We start from the raw sequence: 15,169 nt of genomic DNA on the forward strand, positions 1-15,169 counted from the left end.
TGGTGAAACTATGTCTCAGTTTAAACTCGTTTCTCCTTTTCAACCAATGGGAGATCAAGTTCAAGCTATTCAAGAACTTGTAGATGGTTTAAAAGCAGGTAAAAAGGAACAAGTCTTACTTGGGGGAACTGGAACAGGAAAAACATTTACTGTTGCTAATGTTATCAAAGAATATAATAAACCAGCGTTGGTTTTAGCACATAATAAAACATTAGCAGGACAATTATATTCAGAGTTAAAAGAATTTTTTCCTGAAAATAGAGTAGAGTACTTTATTTCAAACTTCGATTTTTATCAACCAGAAGCTTATATTCCAGGTAGAGATCTCTATATTGATAAAAATGCAAAAACAAATTATGAAATTGAAATGTTGCGTTCAGCAGCAATGAATTCACTTATTGAAAGAGAAGATGTCATTGTTGTTGCTTCTGTTGCTTCTATTTATGGACTTGGAAATCCTGAACAGTATAAAGAAATGATTTTCTCATTACGTGTTGATCAAGATATTGATCGTAGAGAATTATTGACATTTTTAGTCGATCGTCAATATCAAAGAAATGATATTGAACAAACTAAAGGAACTTTTAGGGTTCGTGGTGATGTTATTGAAATTGTTCCAGGACATAGTGAAAGTTATTTGATTCGTATTGAATTATTTGGAGATACAGTAGAACGTATTTGTGAAGTAGATCCCCTTACAGGACATATTTTAGGCTCTTATAATACGTATACTATTTATCCTGCTTATGGATATGTTACGAAAAAGGAACAAATGTTAAAAGCTTGTGATACGATTTCTAAGGAATTAGAAGAACGATTACAGTATTTTAAAGATGAAACAAAGCTATTAGAGTATGAACGTCTTGATCAAAGAACGAGACATGACGTGGAAATGTTAAGAGAAGTGGGAATGTGTCCAGGAATTGAAAATTATTCACGACATATCGATGGACGAAAAGCAGGTCAAAGACCTTATACATTGATTGATTATTTTCCTAAAGATTTTTTACTTGTCGTAGATGAAAGTCATGTTATGCTTCCACAAATTAGAGGAATGTATAATGGGGATCGTTCTCGTAAAGAAACATTAGTAGAATATGGTTTTAGACTTCCAAGTGCTTTGGATAATAGACCACTTGTTTTTGAAGAGTTTGAAGATTTGATTCATCAAGCTATCTTTGTTTCTGCAACGCCAGGTGATTATGAACTAGATAAGGTTCATCATCAAGTTGTTGAACAAATTATTAGACCAACAGGGCTATTAGATCCAATCATAGAAGTAAGACCTATTGATGGTCAAGTAGATGATATTATTGATGAAATTCATCAACGTATTGAAAAAAATGAACGTGTATTGATTACCACACTTACTAAAAGAATGGCAGAAGATCTCAGTGCTTATCTTGTAGAACTTGGGTTAAAAGTTGCTTATTTGCATAGTGATACTAAAACATTAGAAAGAACAGAAATTTTAAGAGATCTACGTCTTGGAAAATATGATGTTTTAGTGGGTATCAACTTGTTAAGAGAAGGGTTAGACTTACCAGAAGTTTCTCTTGTTTGTATTTTAGATGCTGATAAGGAAGGTTTTTTAAGATCGGAAAGATCATTGATTCAAACTATTGGACGTGCTGCTAGAAATAGTCATGGTAAAGTTATTATGTATGGTGATAAAATTACTGATTCTATGCAAAAGGCCATTGATGAAACAGCAAGACGTCGTGAAATACAAGAAAAATATAATAAGGAACATGGTATTATTCCTCAAACAATCAAAAAGGAAATTAGAGAAGCTATCCATGGACAAGAAAATGTGGATGAAGCCATTTCTCTTGTTAAAAAGGGTAAGAAAGCGAAGAAGAAAGATAAAGAAACACTTATTAAAGAACTTGAAAAACAAATGAAAGAAGCAGCTAAAGCACTTGATTTTGAAAGAGCAATGGAACTTAGAGATATGATGTTGGAGTTGCAAGGTGAAGTTTGAGTTTAATCATTTAGAAAAAAGTGTTTTAGATTCTTTATCTAAAAAGGGTCGAGTTTATCTTGTAGGTGGTATTGTTAGAGATATGGTGATGTATCAAAAGGTGGATTACCATGATGTAGATGTAGAAATCTATGATCTAGAAATAGATGAGATTATTGATATTTTATCTCAATATGGAAAAGTAAACGAGGTAGGTAAAAGTTTTGGTATTTTAAAATTGGATTGTTTACCAAATTTTGATTTTGCTTTACCTCGTATTGAAAGAAAGAAAGGACAAACACATCGAGAATTTGAGGTAGAAGTTCATAAAGATTTAGATATGAAAACAGCATGTTGTAGAAGAGATTTTACAATCAATGCAATGATGTATGATTATCAAAATGGAAAGCTGATAGATTATTATCAAGGACGAGAAGATATTAAAAATAAATGTTTAAAAATGGTTGATGAAAAAACATTTTATGAAGATCCTTTAAGAGTATTAAGATTAGCTCAATTTATGTCTCGTTTTGAATTTCAAGTGGATTTAAAAACAAAAGAGATTTGTCAAAAAATGGTCAATGAAGGAGTTTTACAATATTTATCTTTAGAACGAATTCAACAAGAATATAATAAGTTATTGATGTCTTCACATCCATCAACGGGTTTAAAATTCTTATTAGAACTCAATGCTCTTATTCGTCCTTTAGAAACATTAGTAACGTGTCCTCAAAGATTAGATTTTCATCCTGAAGGAAATGTGATGAATCATACTTTATTAGTTGTTGACTTAGCTGCTTTATGTAAAGATAAAACAAGTTGGCCACTTGCTTTCATGTGGAGTGCTTTACTTCATGATATAGGAAAACCATTAGTAACAACTCCTGAAGGAAAAGCACCAGGGCATAATGAAAGTGGTGTAAAAGTTTTTAATCAATATTTTAGTCATTTTTTTACAAATAAAAAAATGAAAAAATATATTCGTACAATGATCTATTATCATATGCATTTGATGAATATGGTAAGAAATCAAAGTAAAGATTATAGTTACTATAAATTATTAAAAGGAATAGAAGGAATTTTTCCTTTAAACGATTTAGTATGTATGTCGAAATGTGATAAGTTAGGACGACTTGCAAATCGTCCAGAAACAATTTCAACATTAGATACTTATGTTGAAGAAAAGGTTTCAAGATGTGGAAATCATGCATTAAAACCTTTTGTGGATGGTAAACTCTTAATAGAATTAGGATTTAAACCTAATCAAGATTTCAAAGAATTACTTGATTGGGCCTATGATTTACAAATGAGAGGGCATGACAAAGAAAGTGTTATCCAATTATTGAAAGGAAGAAAAGATGGAAGATAAATTAATTATTCGAGGAGCAAGAGAAAATAATTTAAAAAACATTAATATCGATATTCCTAAAAATAAACTTGTTATTATGACAGGTCTTTCTGGTTCAGGGAAAACATCTTTAGCTTTTGATACAATTTATGCTGAAGGACAAAGAAGATATGTAGAATCACTAAGTGCTTATGCAAGACAGTTTTTAGGCAATATGGAAAAACCAGATGTTGATGCGATTGAAGGTTTATCACCTGCTATTGCAATTGATCAAAAAACAACTTCTAACAATCCACGTTCAACTGTAGGAACAGTTACAGAAATCTATGATTATTTAAGATTGTTATATGCACGTGTAGGAAAAGCTTATTGTCCTAAACATGATGTTGTTATTGAAAGTCAAACAATTAAACAAATGGCAGATACGATTGACCAATACGCTGATGGCGATCGTTTAATGGTTGTCGCAAGAGTTGTTAAAAGAAAGAAAGGAACTTTTAAAGATTATTTTGCGGACTTATTAAAAGATGGTTATTTACGTGTGGTTGTTGATGGACAAAATTACATGTTGGATGAAGAAATTGAACTTGATAAAAATAAAAAACATGATATTGATGTCGTTATTGATCGTATTATCAAAAAAGAAGGTTATCGTAGTCGTTTAGTAGATTCTTTAGAAGTCGGTTTGAAACTAACGGGTGGAGAAGTCATTGTTCAAAACTTAACAACAAAAACAGAAGAACTTTTTAGTGAACATCTTGCTTGTCCAATTTGTGGTTTTTCTGTTCCTAAATTAGAACCACGTTTATTTTCATTTAACAATCCATTAGGAGCTTGTCCGGATTGTCGTGGATTAGGGATTAAAAATGAAGTGGATGATGATTTATTGATTCCAGATTGGAGTAAATCAATTAATGAAGGTGGACTTCGTTATTTTAAAACAGCAGTAGGAACAAATCGTATTGAATGGCAAAGATTTTTAGTTCTTTGTAAGAAATATAAAATAGATTTAGATAAACCATTAAAAGATTTTACAAAACAAGAATTAAGTTATATTCTTGATGGTTCGAGAGAACCTATTAGTTATGAAATCGTATCAGATAGTGGAAATGTCTCACGTACAACAAAATTTATTGAAGGTGTGAGAACATTAATTGCAAGAAGATATGAAGAAACAACTTCAAAATGGTCAAAAGAATGGTATGCATCCTTTATGTCAGAACATACTTGTCCTACATGTAAGGGAAGAAGACTTAATGATCAAGTTCTTTCTGTAAGAGTCGGTGGTTTAAATATTGCTGAATTTACAGAACAATCGATTGGGGATGCTTTACATTTTATTCAAAATATAAAATTAACAGACTATGAAATGAATATTGCTCGATTAGTTGTTAAAGAAATCAATGATCGTCTTACATTCTTAAATAATGTTGGTCTTGGTTACTTAACACTTGCTAGACGTGCAGGAGGATTATCTGGTGGAGAAGCTCAACGTATCCGTCTAGCAACTCAAATTGGAACACGTCTTACGGGAGTGTTATATGTTTTAGATGAACCATCTATTGGTTTACATCAAAGAGATAATGAAAAGCTTATTAAATCTTTACAAGATATTAGAGATTTAGGAAATAGCGTTCTCGTTGTTGAACATGATGAAGATACAATGAGAGCTTCAGATTTTATTGTTGATATTGGTCCAGGAGCTGGTGTTCATGGTGGACAAGTCATTTGTGCAGGAACACCCGAAGAAGTTATGAATTGTAAAGATTCTATTACAGGACAATATTTATCTGGAAATAGAAAGATTGAAGTTCCTCAAAAACGACGAAAAGGGAATGGCTTATTTATTGAAGTCAAAGGGGCTAAGGAACACAATTTAAAGAATATTAATGTTAAATTTCCTCTTGGTAAATTCAATGTCGTTACAGGAGTATCAGGAAGTGGTAAATCAACATTAGTGAATGATATTTTAGGAAAATCATTAATGAGATATGTTTATCAATCAAAAGAGAGACCAGGTTTACATAAAGAAATCTTGGGAATTGAAAATATTGATAAAGTCATTGAAGTTTCACAAGATCCAATTGGAAGAACACCACGTTCAAATCCAGTAACTTATACAGGTGTCTTCGATGATATTCGTGATTTATTTGCACAAACAAATGAAGCGAAAATGAGAGGTTATGATAAAGGAAGATTCTCATTTAACGTTAAAGGTGGTCGTTGTGAAGCGTGTCAAGGTGATGGACTAAAGAAAATTTCAATGCACTTTTTACCAGATGTCTACGTTCCTTGCGAACAATGTGAAGGTAAACGATATAATGAAGAAACTTTACAAGTGACTTATAAAGATAAAAATATTTATGATGTTTTAGAAATGACAGTAGAAGAAGCGTTAGATTTCTTTGATAATTTACCAAAAATTAGAAATAAGATCCAAACACTTTATGATGTTGGTCTTGGTTATATTAAACTTGGTCAAAGTGCAACAACTCTTTCTGGTGGAGAAGCTCAAAGAGTTAAACTTGCAAGTGAATTACAAAAGAAGTCAACAGGGAAAACTGTTTATATTCTTGATGAACCAACAACTGGATTACACAGTTATGATGTTGCAAGACTTATCGATGTTTTACAACGTATTGTTGATCAAGGAGATACAATTATTGTTATTGAACATAATTTAGATGTTATTAAAGTAGCAGATCATATCATTGATTTAGGACCTGAAGGTGGAGCTGGAGGAGGAACAATTGTTGTTACAGGTACTCCAGAAAAAGTAGCAAAGTGTGAAAAAAGTTATACAGGTCAGTTCTTGAAATCAATGCTTTAAGGAGAAAAAAGATGAAATCAATTACAGTAGAAAAATTATTAGGGAATAATAAAAATTATCAACAAGTTACAGGAAATGAAGAATCTTTAAAAAGAGTTATTTTAACTGGTGAAATCAATCGACCAGGTTTTGAATTAGCAGGATTCTTTAAACATAGTGACTTTAGAAGAATTATTGTCTTTGGTGATAAAGAAATGGCTTTTATTGCTGAGATGACAGAAGAAAGACAAAAAGAAATCTTTCCGTGTTTAATTAATGAAGAAGTACCTTGTATTGTAATTTGTAAAGGACATGCTTGTCCTGAAGTATTAAAAAATATTGCTGATGAAAGAAACTTTCCAATTTTTCAAACAGAAATGATTACAGGTGTTGTATCAAGTGAACTTATGAATACCTTAGAAGAAAAACTTGCAAGAGAAACATTAATGCATGGTGTTTTTCTAAATATTCATGGTAAAGGTGTCATTATTAAAGGGGATAGTGGAATCGGTAAATCAGAAATTGCTTTAGAACTTGTTAAAAGAGGCCATTTATTAGTTGCTGATGATGCTGTAGAACTTTATCGTATAGGACAAAAAATCGTTGGTAAAGCACCTGCTGTTCTTGCTAATTTATTAGAAATTAGAGGAATTGGAGTTATTGATGTTTCTAAGATGTTTGGTATTTCTGCTATTTTAGATAGAAATGATGTTGATTTGGTGATTCAGCTAGAACGTTGGGTACCATCACGTGAATATACACGTGTAGGGGTTGAAGAAAATGATATTTCAGAAGATGTTTTAGGAATTAAAATTCCTAAAATAGTTGTTCCTGTATCAAGTGGTCGTAGTATGTCGGTTATTATTGAAGCGGCAGTTATGAATATGCGTTTACGTGACGTAGGTATTGATTCAAGTAAAGAATTTGTTGAACGTATTCTTAAAAATATTGATCGTAATAAACAAGAACAATGAGATTTTTCCCAAGTTTTAATACCTTTATAGAAATTGGACCACTTTCTATACAATGGTATGCAGTTTGTATATTGACAGGTGCAGCAATTGCTTATTTTTTAGGGCAATATCATTTTAAAAAATTAGATTATTCAAAAGAAATACTTTCTGATTATGTTTTTGGTTTATTATTTGTAGGAATCATTGGTGCTAGAATTTGGTATGTGATTTTTATGTGGAATGAATTGTATGCCAATAATCCGATGGAAATCATTATGATCAATCATGGAGGACTTGCTATTCAAGGAGGAGTTATCACAGGACTTATTTATAGTTATTTCTTCTTTAAAAAAAGAAATATTTCATTTCTTGTTGCGGGGGATGCCATCATGCCAGGTGTCCTTATTGCCCAGGCATGTGGGAGATGGGGAAATTTCTTTAATCAAGAAGCTTATGGAAGTGCAGTTGATTTAAGTTTCTTAAAAGCACTTCATTTACCACAGTTTATCATTGATAAAATGTATATTCATGGTCAATATTATCAACCTACATTTTTATATGAATCCTTAGGATGTGTGATTGGTTTTTTAATTATTTTCTTTATTATTAGAAAGTACCAACAAAAACAAGGAATTCAGTTTTTTACTTATTTTATTTGGTATGGAGTTATTCGTTTTTTCATAGAAGCATTTAGAACAGATAGTTTATATGTTTTTGGATTAAAAACAGCACAACTTGTTTCTATTGTATTTGTTATTGTTGGTTTAATAGGATTTATTTATTGTCATTTTAAAGGACAAGATGTATTGGAGGAAAGATAGTGCATAAGACTATCTTTTTTTTGTAAAATAGATATAATAATTTACATTAAGGAGAAAAGTATGAAAAAAGCAATTATTTTTGATTTAGATGGAACACTCTTAAATACAGATTTATTAATAAAAAAATCATTTATACACACATTTAAAAAATATAAACCAGGTTATACTTTAAGTGAAGAAGAACTGCTTTCATTTTTAGGGCCTTCTTTAAAAAATACCTTTAGTCGATATGTAGAAGAAGATCAAGTGGATGAATTAATTCAATATTATCGAGAATATAATCATGCACATCATGAAGATTATGTCACAATTTATCCATATGTTGAAGAAATGTTAAAATATTTAAAAGCACAAGATTTTCCTCTAGCTGTAGTTACAACAAAATATAAAGAAGCAGCTATATTAGGATTGGATTTATTTAATATAACACCATATTTTGATGTCATCATTGGAGAAAATGATGTGAAACATTCAAAACCTGATCCTGAAGGAATATTATGTGCATTAAAAAAATTAAATTGTCAAGAAGGTTATTACGTAGGTGATAATGTAACTGATATTCAAGCGGGTAAAAATGCGGGAATTAAAACAGTAGGAGTGAAATGGTCACCTAAAGGATATGCTCTTATAGAAAAAGAACATCCAGATTTGTTAATTAATGATTATCAAGAATTTATAAATTATATAAAGGAGAAAGAAAAATGTTAGATTTAATAATTATTGGTGCTGGACCTGCGGGGTTAAGTGCTTGTTTATATGCGAGTCGTGCGGGATTAGATGTTTTAATATTTGATAGTGCAGCTCCAGGTGGTAAATTAAATGTTACTGCCCAAATTGAAAACTATCCTGGACTTAAACCAACACCAGGCCCAGAAATTGCTTTTACAATGTATGAAAGTGCCTTGAGTTTTGGAGCAAAAATGGAATATGGTGAAGTTTTAGATATTAAAGATTACGGAGATTACAAAGAAGTTATCACTGCTAAACAAACATATCAAACAAAATATGTTTTAATTGCGACAGGTACAAAAGAAAGACAAATGAATCTTGAAAAAGAAAATGAACTTGTTGGACGTGGAATTTCTTATTGTGCTGTCTGTGATGGCCCTTTCTTTAAAAATCAAGAAGTTGCTGTCATCGGTGGTGGAAATTCAGCGCTTGAAGAAGCAATGTATCTTGCAACATTATGTAAAAAAGTACATTTAATTGTAAGACGAGATGTTTTTAGAGCTGATAAAATTATTCAAGACCGTTTATTAAAAAGTGAAAATATTGAAGTTCATTTTAAAAGGAAACCAGCTGAGATTTTAGAAGAAGATAACAAAGTAAAAGGTCTTGTTTTAGAAAATAGTGAGACAGGTGAAAAAGAAGAATTAATGATCAATGGTATTTTCCCATTTATTGGTTTGGATCCTATGACACAATGTGCAAAGTCATTAGGAATTGTTAATGCAGAGGGGTATATTGACGCTAATGAAAATATGGAAACAGCAGTTAAAGGAGTTTTTGTTGCAGGAGATGTAAGAAGTAAGCAATTAAGACAAGTTGTTACGGCTACAAATGATGGTGCTATTGCTGGACAATACATTGCTTCATTAAAATAAAAGCTCAGATGGTCACATCTGGCTTTTATTTAGAGATGAATTTTGATAGAATAGATACGAAAATAGAAAGGGGAGGTATTATGGATAAAATTGAGATTGTCATTGTTACAGGTATGTCAGGTGCTGGAAAAACAACTGCAATGGCTGCTTTTGAAAATATGGCTTATTGTTGTATTGATAATTATCCTATTGCCTTGTTAGGTGCTTTTTCAGAATTTTTAAAAGATAATACGAATTATCAAAGAATAGCCATGGCAGTAAGTTTAGCTGATGCACCAAAAGCTATTCGTTTTTTAAACAATGTAGATTGGTTAAATGTATCAGTTGTTTTCTTAGATTGTGATGATAATATTATTTTAAAAAGATATAAAGAAACAAGAAGAACACATCCTATCTTGATTTCTAATAAAGCTTCTACATTAGTTGAAGCTATTGAATATGAAAGAAAATTAGCAAGACCTATTTCTAAAGAAGCAAATATGGTTATTGATACAACTCATTTAAAAGGAAATAAATTCCAACAACTATTAGAAAATCAATTTAATCATCAATCTATAGATCCATTTAGAATAAGTTTTGTATCCTTTGGATATAAACATGGAATTCCTAAAGATGCAGATTTACTTTTTGATGTGCGTTTTTTACCAAATCCTTTCTATATAGAGGAACTTAGAAATCTTACAGGAAACGATAAAGAAGTTTATGATTATGTAATAGATAAACCTGAAACACAAGTCTTTATTCAAAAAATGACAAACTTACTAGATTATTTATTAGAAGAATATGATAAAGAAGGAAAGACACATGTTGTTATTGGTATTGGATGTACTGGTGGACAACATCGTTCAGTGAGCTTAACAAATTATTTTGCAGATCACTATAGTCAAAAGTATCATGTTCATCGTCTACATAGGGATGCTGTTCATTAATGAAAGTATCATTTGCTAGACAAGTTAAAGAGGAAGTTGTTTTTAATGATTTTGATATTTGTTGTCAAAAAGCTATTTTATCAGCAATTATTAAAGTCAATGGAACACTTTCTTTATCAAATCAAGGTTTATTACTTACAATAAGAACAGAAAATGCAAAAATAGCATCTAAAGTTCATAAAATGTTAAAAGAAGTGTATCATCCTCATATAGAGTTTCTTGTTTCTAGAAAAATGAAATTACAAAAAAATAATGTCTATATTCTTAAAGTCTCAAAAGCAAGAGAAATCTTAGATGATTTAGGTTTAATGAATGGATTAGGTTTCCATACACTTCCTGATAAAAAAATAATTCAAAAAGAATGTTGTAAAAGAGCATTTTTAGCGGGTATCTTTTTATCTGGAGGATCTGTGAATAACCCAGAAACCTCTAATTATCATTTAGAGTTATCTGTTGATGAAGAAGAATATGCTTTATTTATTCAAGAATTAATGAATTATTTTCATTTAAATGCCAAAATGACAAAAAGAAGAAACAAATATGTTATATATTTAAAATCAGCAGAGAAGATAGGAGACTTTTTAAGAGCCATTGGTGCGAGCCAATCGGTGATGAATTTTGAAAGTACTCGTATTGATCGTAGTATGTCAAATACTGTAAATAGATGGAATAACTGTGATATTGCTAATGAGGTCAAATCAATGGCTTCTTCTAATAAACAATTAGAAGATATCAGTATTATTGAGATGTTTATGGGACTTGATATGCTTGATGAAAAAACAAGAACTGTTGCTTTGATTCGTAAAAAATATCCAGATTATACATTAAATGAATTGTGTAATGCTTATCAAGATGAAACAGGTCTGACGATTAGTAAATCGGGATTGCATCATCGTTTTAAAAAATTAAGTGAACAAGCAGCACAATTAATGCAAATGCAAAATGAATAAAGATATTCACATTTTATTTGGTTTACGAATTAAAGAATTAAGAGTGAGAGCACATATCTCTCAAGAAGAACTTTCATTTCGTTCAGGATTATCTAAGAATTATATTTCTGATGTTGAAAGAGGGACAAGAAATATTTCCTTAAAAGCTATTTCAAAATTAGCAGATGGTTTGAAAGTAGAAGTGAAGGAATTATTTAATTTTTCTAAATAGGAGTAAAAAAATGCCAATTTATCAAATTATTTTAGTTATTGCAGTTGTTATTTTAGTTTTAAGTTTATTATTAAATTTATTATTCAGTCCTATTACATGGATCATTATTGCTATTCTTGTGATTTATTCTTTTATTAGAAGATACTTATATGAAAAACAATTGAAAGAATATAATGAAAGAATTGAAAAAGAAATCGCAGAGAAAAAAGCGGCTTATCAATCAGGTCAAGCTTACCGTAATGGGAGTGACGATGTTATTGATGTAAATTATGTAGAAAAAGATGAAAATGAATAAAAACTATTGACATCTAATTCATAGAGGTATACTATGGTACCAACAATACAAAAAGACATTGAAAAGGAAAGTAATTTATCGAAAATGCCTAGAGAGTTCTTGGTTGGTGAAAAAGAAACATGGAAGATAAACGAAAATGGCCTTGGAGTTGCATACCGACCCAAGATCTTGGTTAGGCTATGACGGATTCACCCGTTAAAGTGATAGAGTATGATGGTACTCGATGAGGAAATAATTGTGAGGTTATTTTAAATTAAGGTGGTAACGCGAGGTAACTCGTCCTTTGTATAAAGGACGAGTTTTTTGTTTGTTGTATTGTAATAAAAGAAAAAGGGGAAAAGAAAAATGAAAAAGGGATTAAAATTATTATTATCAGCAGCATTTGCATTATCAATTGCAGGATGTGCTAATGGATCATCAAACGATGATAAAACAATTAAAATAGGAGCAACAGCTATACCGCATGCAGAGATCTTAAATGATGTCGTTAAAGATGAGTTAGAAAAAGAAGGTTATACATTAGAAGTGACTGAATTTACAGATTATGTAACACCTAATACTTCATTAGAAGATGGAGATTTAGATGCTAACTATTTCCAAACATTAGCGTATTTAAAAGAACAAAATAAAGAAAGAAAATTACATTTAAAAGCCGTGGCCGGTATTCATTATGAAGCAATGGCTCTCTATTCAGAAAACTTAAAATCATTAGATGATTTAAAAGATGGAGCTACAATTGCTGTACCAAATGATGGTTCAAATGAATCAAGAGCACTTGCTTTACTTGCTAAAAAGAACTTAATTGAATTAAACGATGATACACTTTATACAACATCAAGTATTACATCAAATCCACATAATTATAAAATCGAAGAATTAGAAGCAGCCAACTTATCAAACAACTTACCAGATGTAGATGTTGCTGTTATCAATGGAAACTATGCATTAGAACATAATTTAGGAGATAGCGCAAACGTTTTATTAACAGAAAGTTTTACAGATGAAGAAGCACAACCTTATATCAATTACTTAGTAGTTAAAGAAGGAAATGAAAACACTGCTAAAACAAAAGCTTTAAAGAAAGCATTACAATCTAAAAAAGTGAAAAACTATATTAAAAAATATAAAGGATCAGTGAAAGATGTCTTTACAGATCCAACAAAATAAGGAGATTTAAAATGAGTGTTATTTATTTAGCGGGAGGATGCTTCTGGGGCGTTCAAAAGTATTTTGACCAATTTGAAGGAATTATTAAAACAACAGTAGGTTATGCCAATGGACGTACAGAAAATCCAAAATATGAAGATGTTAAAGCGGGGAAAACAGGACATGTTGAAACGGTAAAAATTGAATATGATGAAAGTCTTCGAAGTTTAAATCAAATATTGGATGATTATTATAAAATAATTGATCCTACTTCTTTAAATAAACAAGGAGAAGATGAAGGAATTTCTTATCGTACAGGTATTTATTATACAAATGAAAGTGACTTAGAAATTATTCAAAATAAAACAAATGAAATTCAAAAAAATTATCAAGAAAAAGTGGTTGTTGAGATACAACCACTCGATAATTTCTATGAAGCAGAGGAGTATCATCAAAAATATTTAGAAAAGAATTCCCAAGGATATTGCCATATAGGAAAATGTTTCTTTGGTTGAGAGGAAGAGGTTTATGATTGAAATTCAAAATTTGTATAAAAGTTATGGTTCTTTAGAAGTGCTCAAAGATATTTCTTTTAAGATAGAAAAAGGAGATATTTTTGGAATCATTGGACAAAGTGGAGCAGGTAAGTCAACATTGCTACGTTGTTTCAATGGTCTAGAGAATTTTCAAAAAGGAGAAGTGATTGTTGATGGACAAGCAATTTCATCTTTAAATAAAAAACAAATGAGTGATATTCAAAAAGAAATGGGTATGATCTTTCAAAACTTTAATCTTTTAAATAGATTAAATGTTTATGATAATATTGCTTTACCATTAAAGTTTTGGAAACAAGATCCTCATAGTTTAGAAAATAAACAGAGAATTGAAAAACTTTTGAAATTGGTGGGATTAGAAGAAAAAAGTCAAGCTTATCCTCGTCAATTAAGTGGAGGACAAAAACAAAGAGTAGCGATTGCTCGAGCACTTGTTTTAAATCCCAAAATTCTTTTATGTGATGAAGCTACATCAGCATTAGATCCACAAATTACAAGAGATATCTTAAATCTATTATTAAAAATCAACAAAGAGATGAATATTACGATTGTAGTTGTCACACATCAAATGGAAGTTATTAAACAAATCTGTAATAAAGTCGCTTTTCTTAAAGATGGACGTGTTTTATCAGTGGGTAAACCGGAAGAACTTTTTGTGGCACCAAATCAAGAAATTCAAAAATTTGTGGGCGATGATATTGAAATTCTGCCACAAACTGGTAAAAATATTAAATTATTCTTTACAAATAATAATTCCAAATCACATACGATTACACAACTTGCTAGAACACTTGATATCAACTTTGATATTTGCCAAGGAAAACTTGAAAACTTTAGAGGTTCCATGATGGGAAGCCTTATTATCAATATTGATGAAAAAGATCTACAAGCCGTAGAAAATTATTTAGATCAAGAAAAAATTACATGGGAGGAAATTGTATGAGTGATGTTATTTTAAAAGCAACGTATGAAACGTTATATATGGTCATTGGATCAACTTTCTTTGCGGTCGTCTTAGGTTTTATTCCTGCTATTATTTTAACACTCACAGCACCGGATGGATTAAAACCTAATAAAGTTATTTATACAATTTTAGATATTCTTGTTAATATTTTTAGAAGTTTTCCATTTGTAATTTTAATGGTCATCGTAATACCTCTTACACGACTTATTGCCGGTAAAGCCATTGGAACAACCGCAGCCCTTGTTCCTCTTACTATTTCCGCAATTCCTTTTGTAGCCAGAGTTATCGAAAGTGCATTAAGAAGTGTTGATGTTGGGTTAATTGAAGCAGCTAAATCATTTGGAGCCAGTGATTTTCAAATCATTTATCGTATTTATTTAAAAGAAGCAATTCCTGCTATTTTATCAGGAATAACACTTACTATGATTAGTATTATTGGCTATAGTGCAATGGGTGGTGCCTTAGGGGCAGGAGGACTTGGAGATATTGCTATTCGTTATGGATATCAAGCCTACAAGATTCCTTATCTTGTTGTTACAAGTATCATTCTTATTATCTTTGTACAAATTATTCAAACAATTGGCAATCATTTATATAAAAAATTATCTTAAAAGACCCAAGC

At 30.5% G+C, this 15,169-nt stretch carries 15 protein-coding genes and 1 other annotated feature; all 15 genes read left to right on the forward strand.

Features of this window, described 5'->3' with window-relative positions; translation table 11 throughout:
* Nucleotides 1–10 precede the first annotated feature (10 nt).
* The gene (gene uvrB / locus Fi14EGH31_RS02280; protein ID WP_107030316.1) at nt 11–1,984 is read left to right on the forward strand and encodes an excinuclease ABC subunit UvrB; all 1,974 of its coding nucleotides are present in this window, start codon (nt 11–13) and stop codon (nt 1,982–1,984) included.
* Complete coding sequence (locus Fi14EGH31_RS02285) at nt 1,974–3,332, forward strand: CCA tRNA nucleotidyltransferase (RefSeq protein WP_227352239.1); 1,359 nt, start codon at nt 1,974–1,976, stop codon at nt 3,330–3,332. The genes uvrB and Fi14EGH31_RS02285 overlap by 11 nt, the downstream gene beginning before the upstream one ends.
* Nucleotides 3,322–6,141, forward strand: a complete 2,820-nt coding sequence (gene uvrA, locus Fi14EGH31_RS02290; RefSeq protein ID WP_200765097.1) for an excinuclease ABC subunit UvrA — start codon at nt 3,322–3,324, stop codon at nt 6,139–6,141. Before Fi14EGH31_RS02285 ends, uvrA begins: the two co-directional genes overlap by 11 nt.
* Nucleotides 6,142–6,152: 11 nt before the next feature.
* A complete protein-coding gene (hprK, locus tag Fi14EGH31_RS02295; protein ID WP_200765098.1) occupies nt 6,153–7,094 on the forward strand; it encodes an HPr(Ser) kinase/phosphatase in 942 nt (313 codons plus the stop codon).
* Entirely contained in the window at nt 7,091–7,894 is an 804-nt protein-coding gene (gene lgt, locus Fi14EGH31_RS02300; protein ID WP_200765099.1) for a prolipoprotein diacylglyceryl transferase, read from the forward strand. Before hprK ends, lgt begins: the two co-directional genes overlap by 4 nt.
* A 60-nt stretch (nt 7,895–7,954) precedes the next feature.
* Nucleotides 7,955–8,602: a pyrophosphatase PpaX gene (gene ppaX / locus Fi14EGH31_RS02305; protein ID WP_117481801.1), complete on the forward strand. Its 648-nt coding sequence runs from the start codon at nt 7,955–7,957 to the stop codon at nt 8,600–8,602.
* A complete protein-coding gene (gene trxB, locus Fi14EGH31_RS02310; RefSeq protein ID WP_022001432.1) occupies nt 8,596–9,498 on the forward strand; it encodes a thioredoxin-disulfide reductase in 903 nt (300 codons plus the stop codon). The genes ppaX and trxB overlap by 7 nt, the downstream gene beginning before the upstream one ends.
* 80 nt (nt 9,499–9,578) lie before the next feature.
* The gene (gene rapZ, locus Fi14EGH31_RS02315; RefSeq protein ID WP_107030312.1) at nt 9,579–10,427 is read left to right on the forward strand and encodes an RNase adapter RapZ; all 849 of its coding nucleotides are present in this window, start codon (nt 9,579–9,581) and stop codon (nt 10,425–10,427) included.
* Entirely contained in the window at nt 10,427–11,377 is a 951-nt protein-coding gene (gene whiA / locus Fi14EGH31_RS02320; RefSeq protein WP_022001630.1) for a DNA-binding protein WhiA, read from the forward strand. Before rapZ ends, whiA begins: the two co-directional genes overlap by 1 nt.
* Nucleotides 11,370–11,588: a helix-turn-helix domain-containing protein gene (locus tag Fi14EGH31_RS02325; protein ID WP_022001629.1), complete on the forward strand. Its 219-nt coding sequence runs from the start codon at nt 11,370–11,372 to the stop codon at nt 11,586–11,588. Before whiA ends, Fi14EGH31_RS02325 begins: the two co-directional genes overlap by 8 nt.
* A gap of 10 nt (nt 11,589–11,598) precedes the next feature.
* A complete protein-coding gene (locus Fi14EGH31_RS02330; RefSeq protein ID WP_022001628.1) occupies nt 11,599–11,883 on the forward strand; it encodes a hypothetical protein in 285 nt (94 codons plus the stop codon).
* A gap of 49 nt (nt 11,884–11,932) precedes the next feature.
* Nucleotides 11,933–12,170 (forward strand) — a binding site (T-box leader).
* A gap of 58 nt (nt 12,171–12,228) precedes the next feature.
* A complete protein-coding gene (locus Fi14EGH31_RS02335; protein WP_117827050.1) occupies nt 12,229–13,050 on the forward strand; it encodes a MetQ/NlpA family ABC transporter substrate-binding protein in 822 nt (273 codons plus the stop codon).
* Between the two features lie 11 nt (nt 13,051–13,061).
* Nucleotides 13,062–13,544: a peptide-methionine (S)-S-oxide reductase MsrA gene (msrA, locus tag Fi14EGH31_RS02340; RefSeq protein ID WP_200765100.1), complete on the forward strand. Its 483-nt coding sequence runs from the start codon at nt 13,062–13,064 to the stop codon at nt 13,542–13,544.
* Nucleotides 13,545–13,557: 13 nt separating this feature from the next.
* On the forward strand, nt 13,558–14,526 hold the full coding sequence (locus Fi14EGH31_RS02345) for a methionine ABC transporter ATP-binding protein (RefSeq protein WP_022001625.1): 969 nt from the start codon (nt 13,558–13,560) through the stop codon (nt 14,524–14,526).
* Nucleotides 14,523–15,158: a methionine ABC transporter permease gene (locus Fi14EGH31_RS02350; protein ID WP_117793031.1), complete on the forward strand. Its 636-nt coding sequence runs from the start codon at nt 14,523–14,525 to the stop codon at nt 15,156–15,158. Before Fi14EGH31_RS02345 ends, Fi14EGH31_RS02350 begins: the two co-directional genes overlap by 4 nt.
* Nucleotides 15,159–15,169 lie beyond the last annotated feature (11 nt).

Origin of the sequence: Faecalibacillus intestinalis, from assembly GCF_015097455.1 — a bacterium.
Taxonomy (GTDB): Bacteria; Bacillota_I; Bacilli_A; order Erysipelotrichales; family Coprobacillaceae; genus Faecalibacillus; species Faecalibacillus intestinalis.

Coding starts and splice junctions, on each gene's coding strand:
- msrA (WP_200765100.1), top strand. CDS start 13,062: ATGAGTGTTATTTATTTAGCGGGAGGATGCTTCTGGGGCGTTCAAAAG.
- whiA (WP_022001630.1), top strand. CDS start 10,427: ATGAAAGTATCATTTGCTAGACAAGTTAAAGAGGAAGTTGTTTTTAAT.
- Fi14EGH31_RS02350 (WP_117793031.1), top strand. CDS start 14,523: ATGAGTGATGTTATTTTAAAAGCAACGTATGAAACGTTATATATGGTC.
- Fi14EGH31_RS02330 (WP_022001628.1), top strand. CDS start 11,599: ATGCCAATTTATCAAATTATTTTAGTTATTGCAGTTGTTATTTTAGTT.
- Fi14EGH31_RS02345 (WP_022001625.1), top strand. CDS start 13,558: ATGATTGAAATTCAAAATTTGTATAAAAGTTATGGTTCTTTAGAAGTG.
- rapZ (WP_107030312.1), top strand. CDS start 9,579: ATGGATAAAATTGAGATTGTCATTGTTACAGGTATGTCAGGTGCTGGA.
- uvrA (WP_200765097.1), top strand. CDS start 3,322: ATGGAAGATAAATTAATTATTCGAGGAGCAAGAGAAAATAATTTAAAA.
- trxB (WP_022001432.1), top strand. CDS start 8,596: ATGTTAGATTTAATAATTATTGGTGCTGGACCTGCGGGGTTAAGTGCT.
- Fi14EGH31_RS02335 (WP_117827050.1), top strand. CDS start 12,229: ATGAAAAAGGGATTAAAATTATTATTATCAGCAGCATTTGCATTATCA.
- uvrB (WP_107030316.1), top strand. CDS start 11: ATGTCTCAGTTTAAACTCGTTTCTCCTTTTCAACCAATGGGAGATCAA.
- ppaX (WP_117481801.1), top strand. CDS start 7,955: ATGAAAAAAGCAATTATTTTTGATTTAGATGGAACACTCTTAAATACA.
- Fi14EGH31_RS02325 (WP_022001629.1), top strand. CDS start 11,370: ATGAATAAAGATATTCACATTTTATTTGGTTTACGAATTAAAGAATTA.
- lgt (WP_200765099.1), top strand. CDS start 7,091: ATGAGATTTTTCCCAAGTTTTAATACCTTTATAGAAATTGGACCACTT.
- hprK (WP_200765098.1), top strand. CDS start 6,153: ATGAAATCAATTACAGTAGAAAAATTATTAGGGAATAATAAAAATTAT.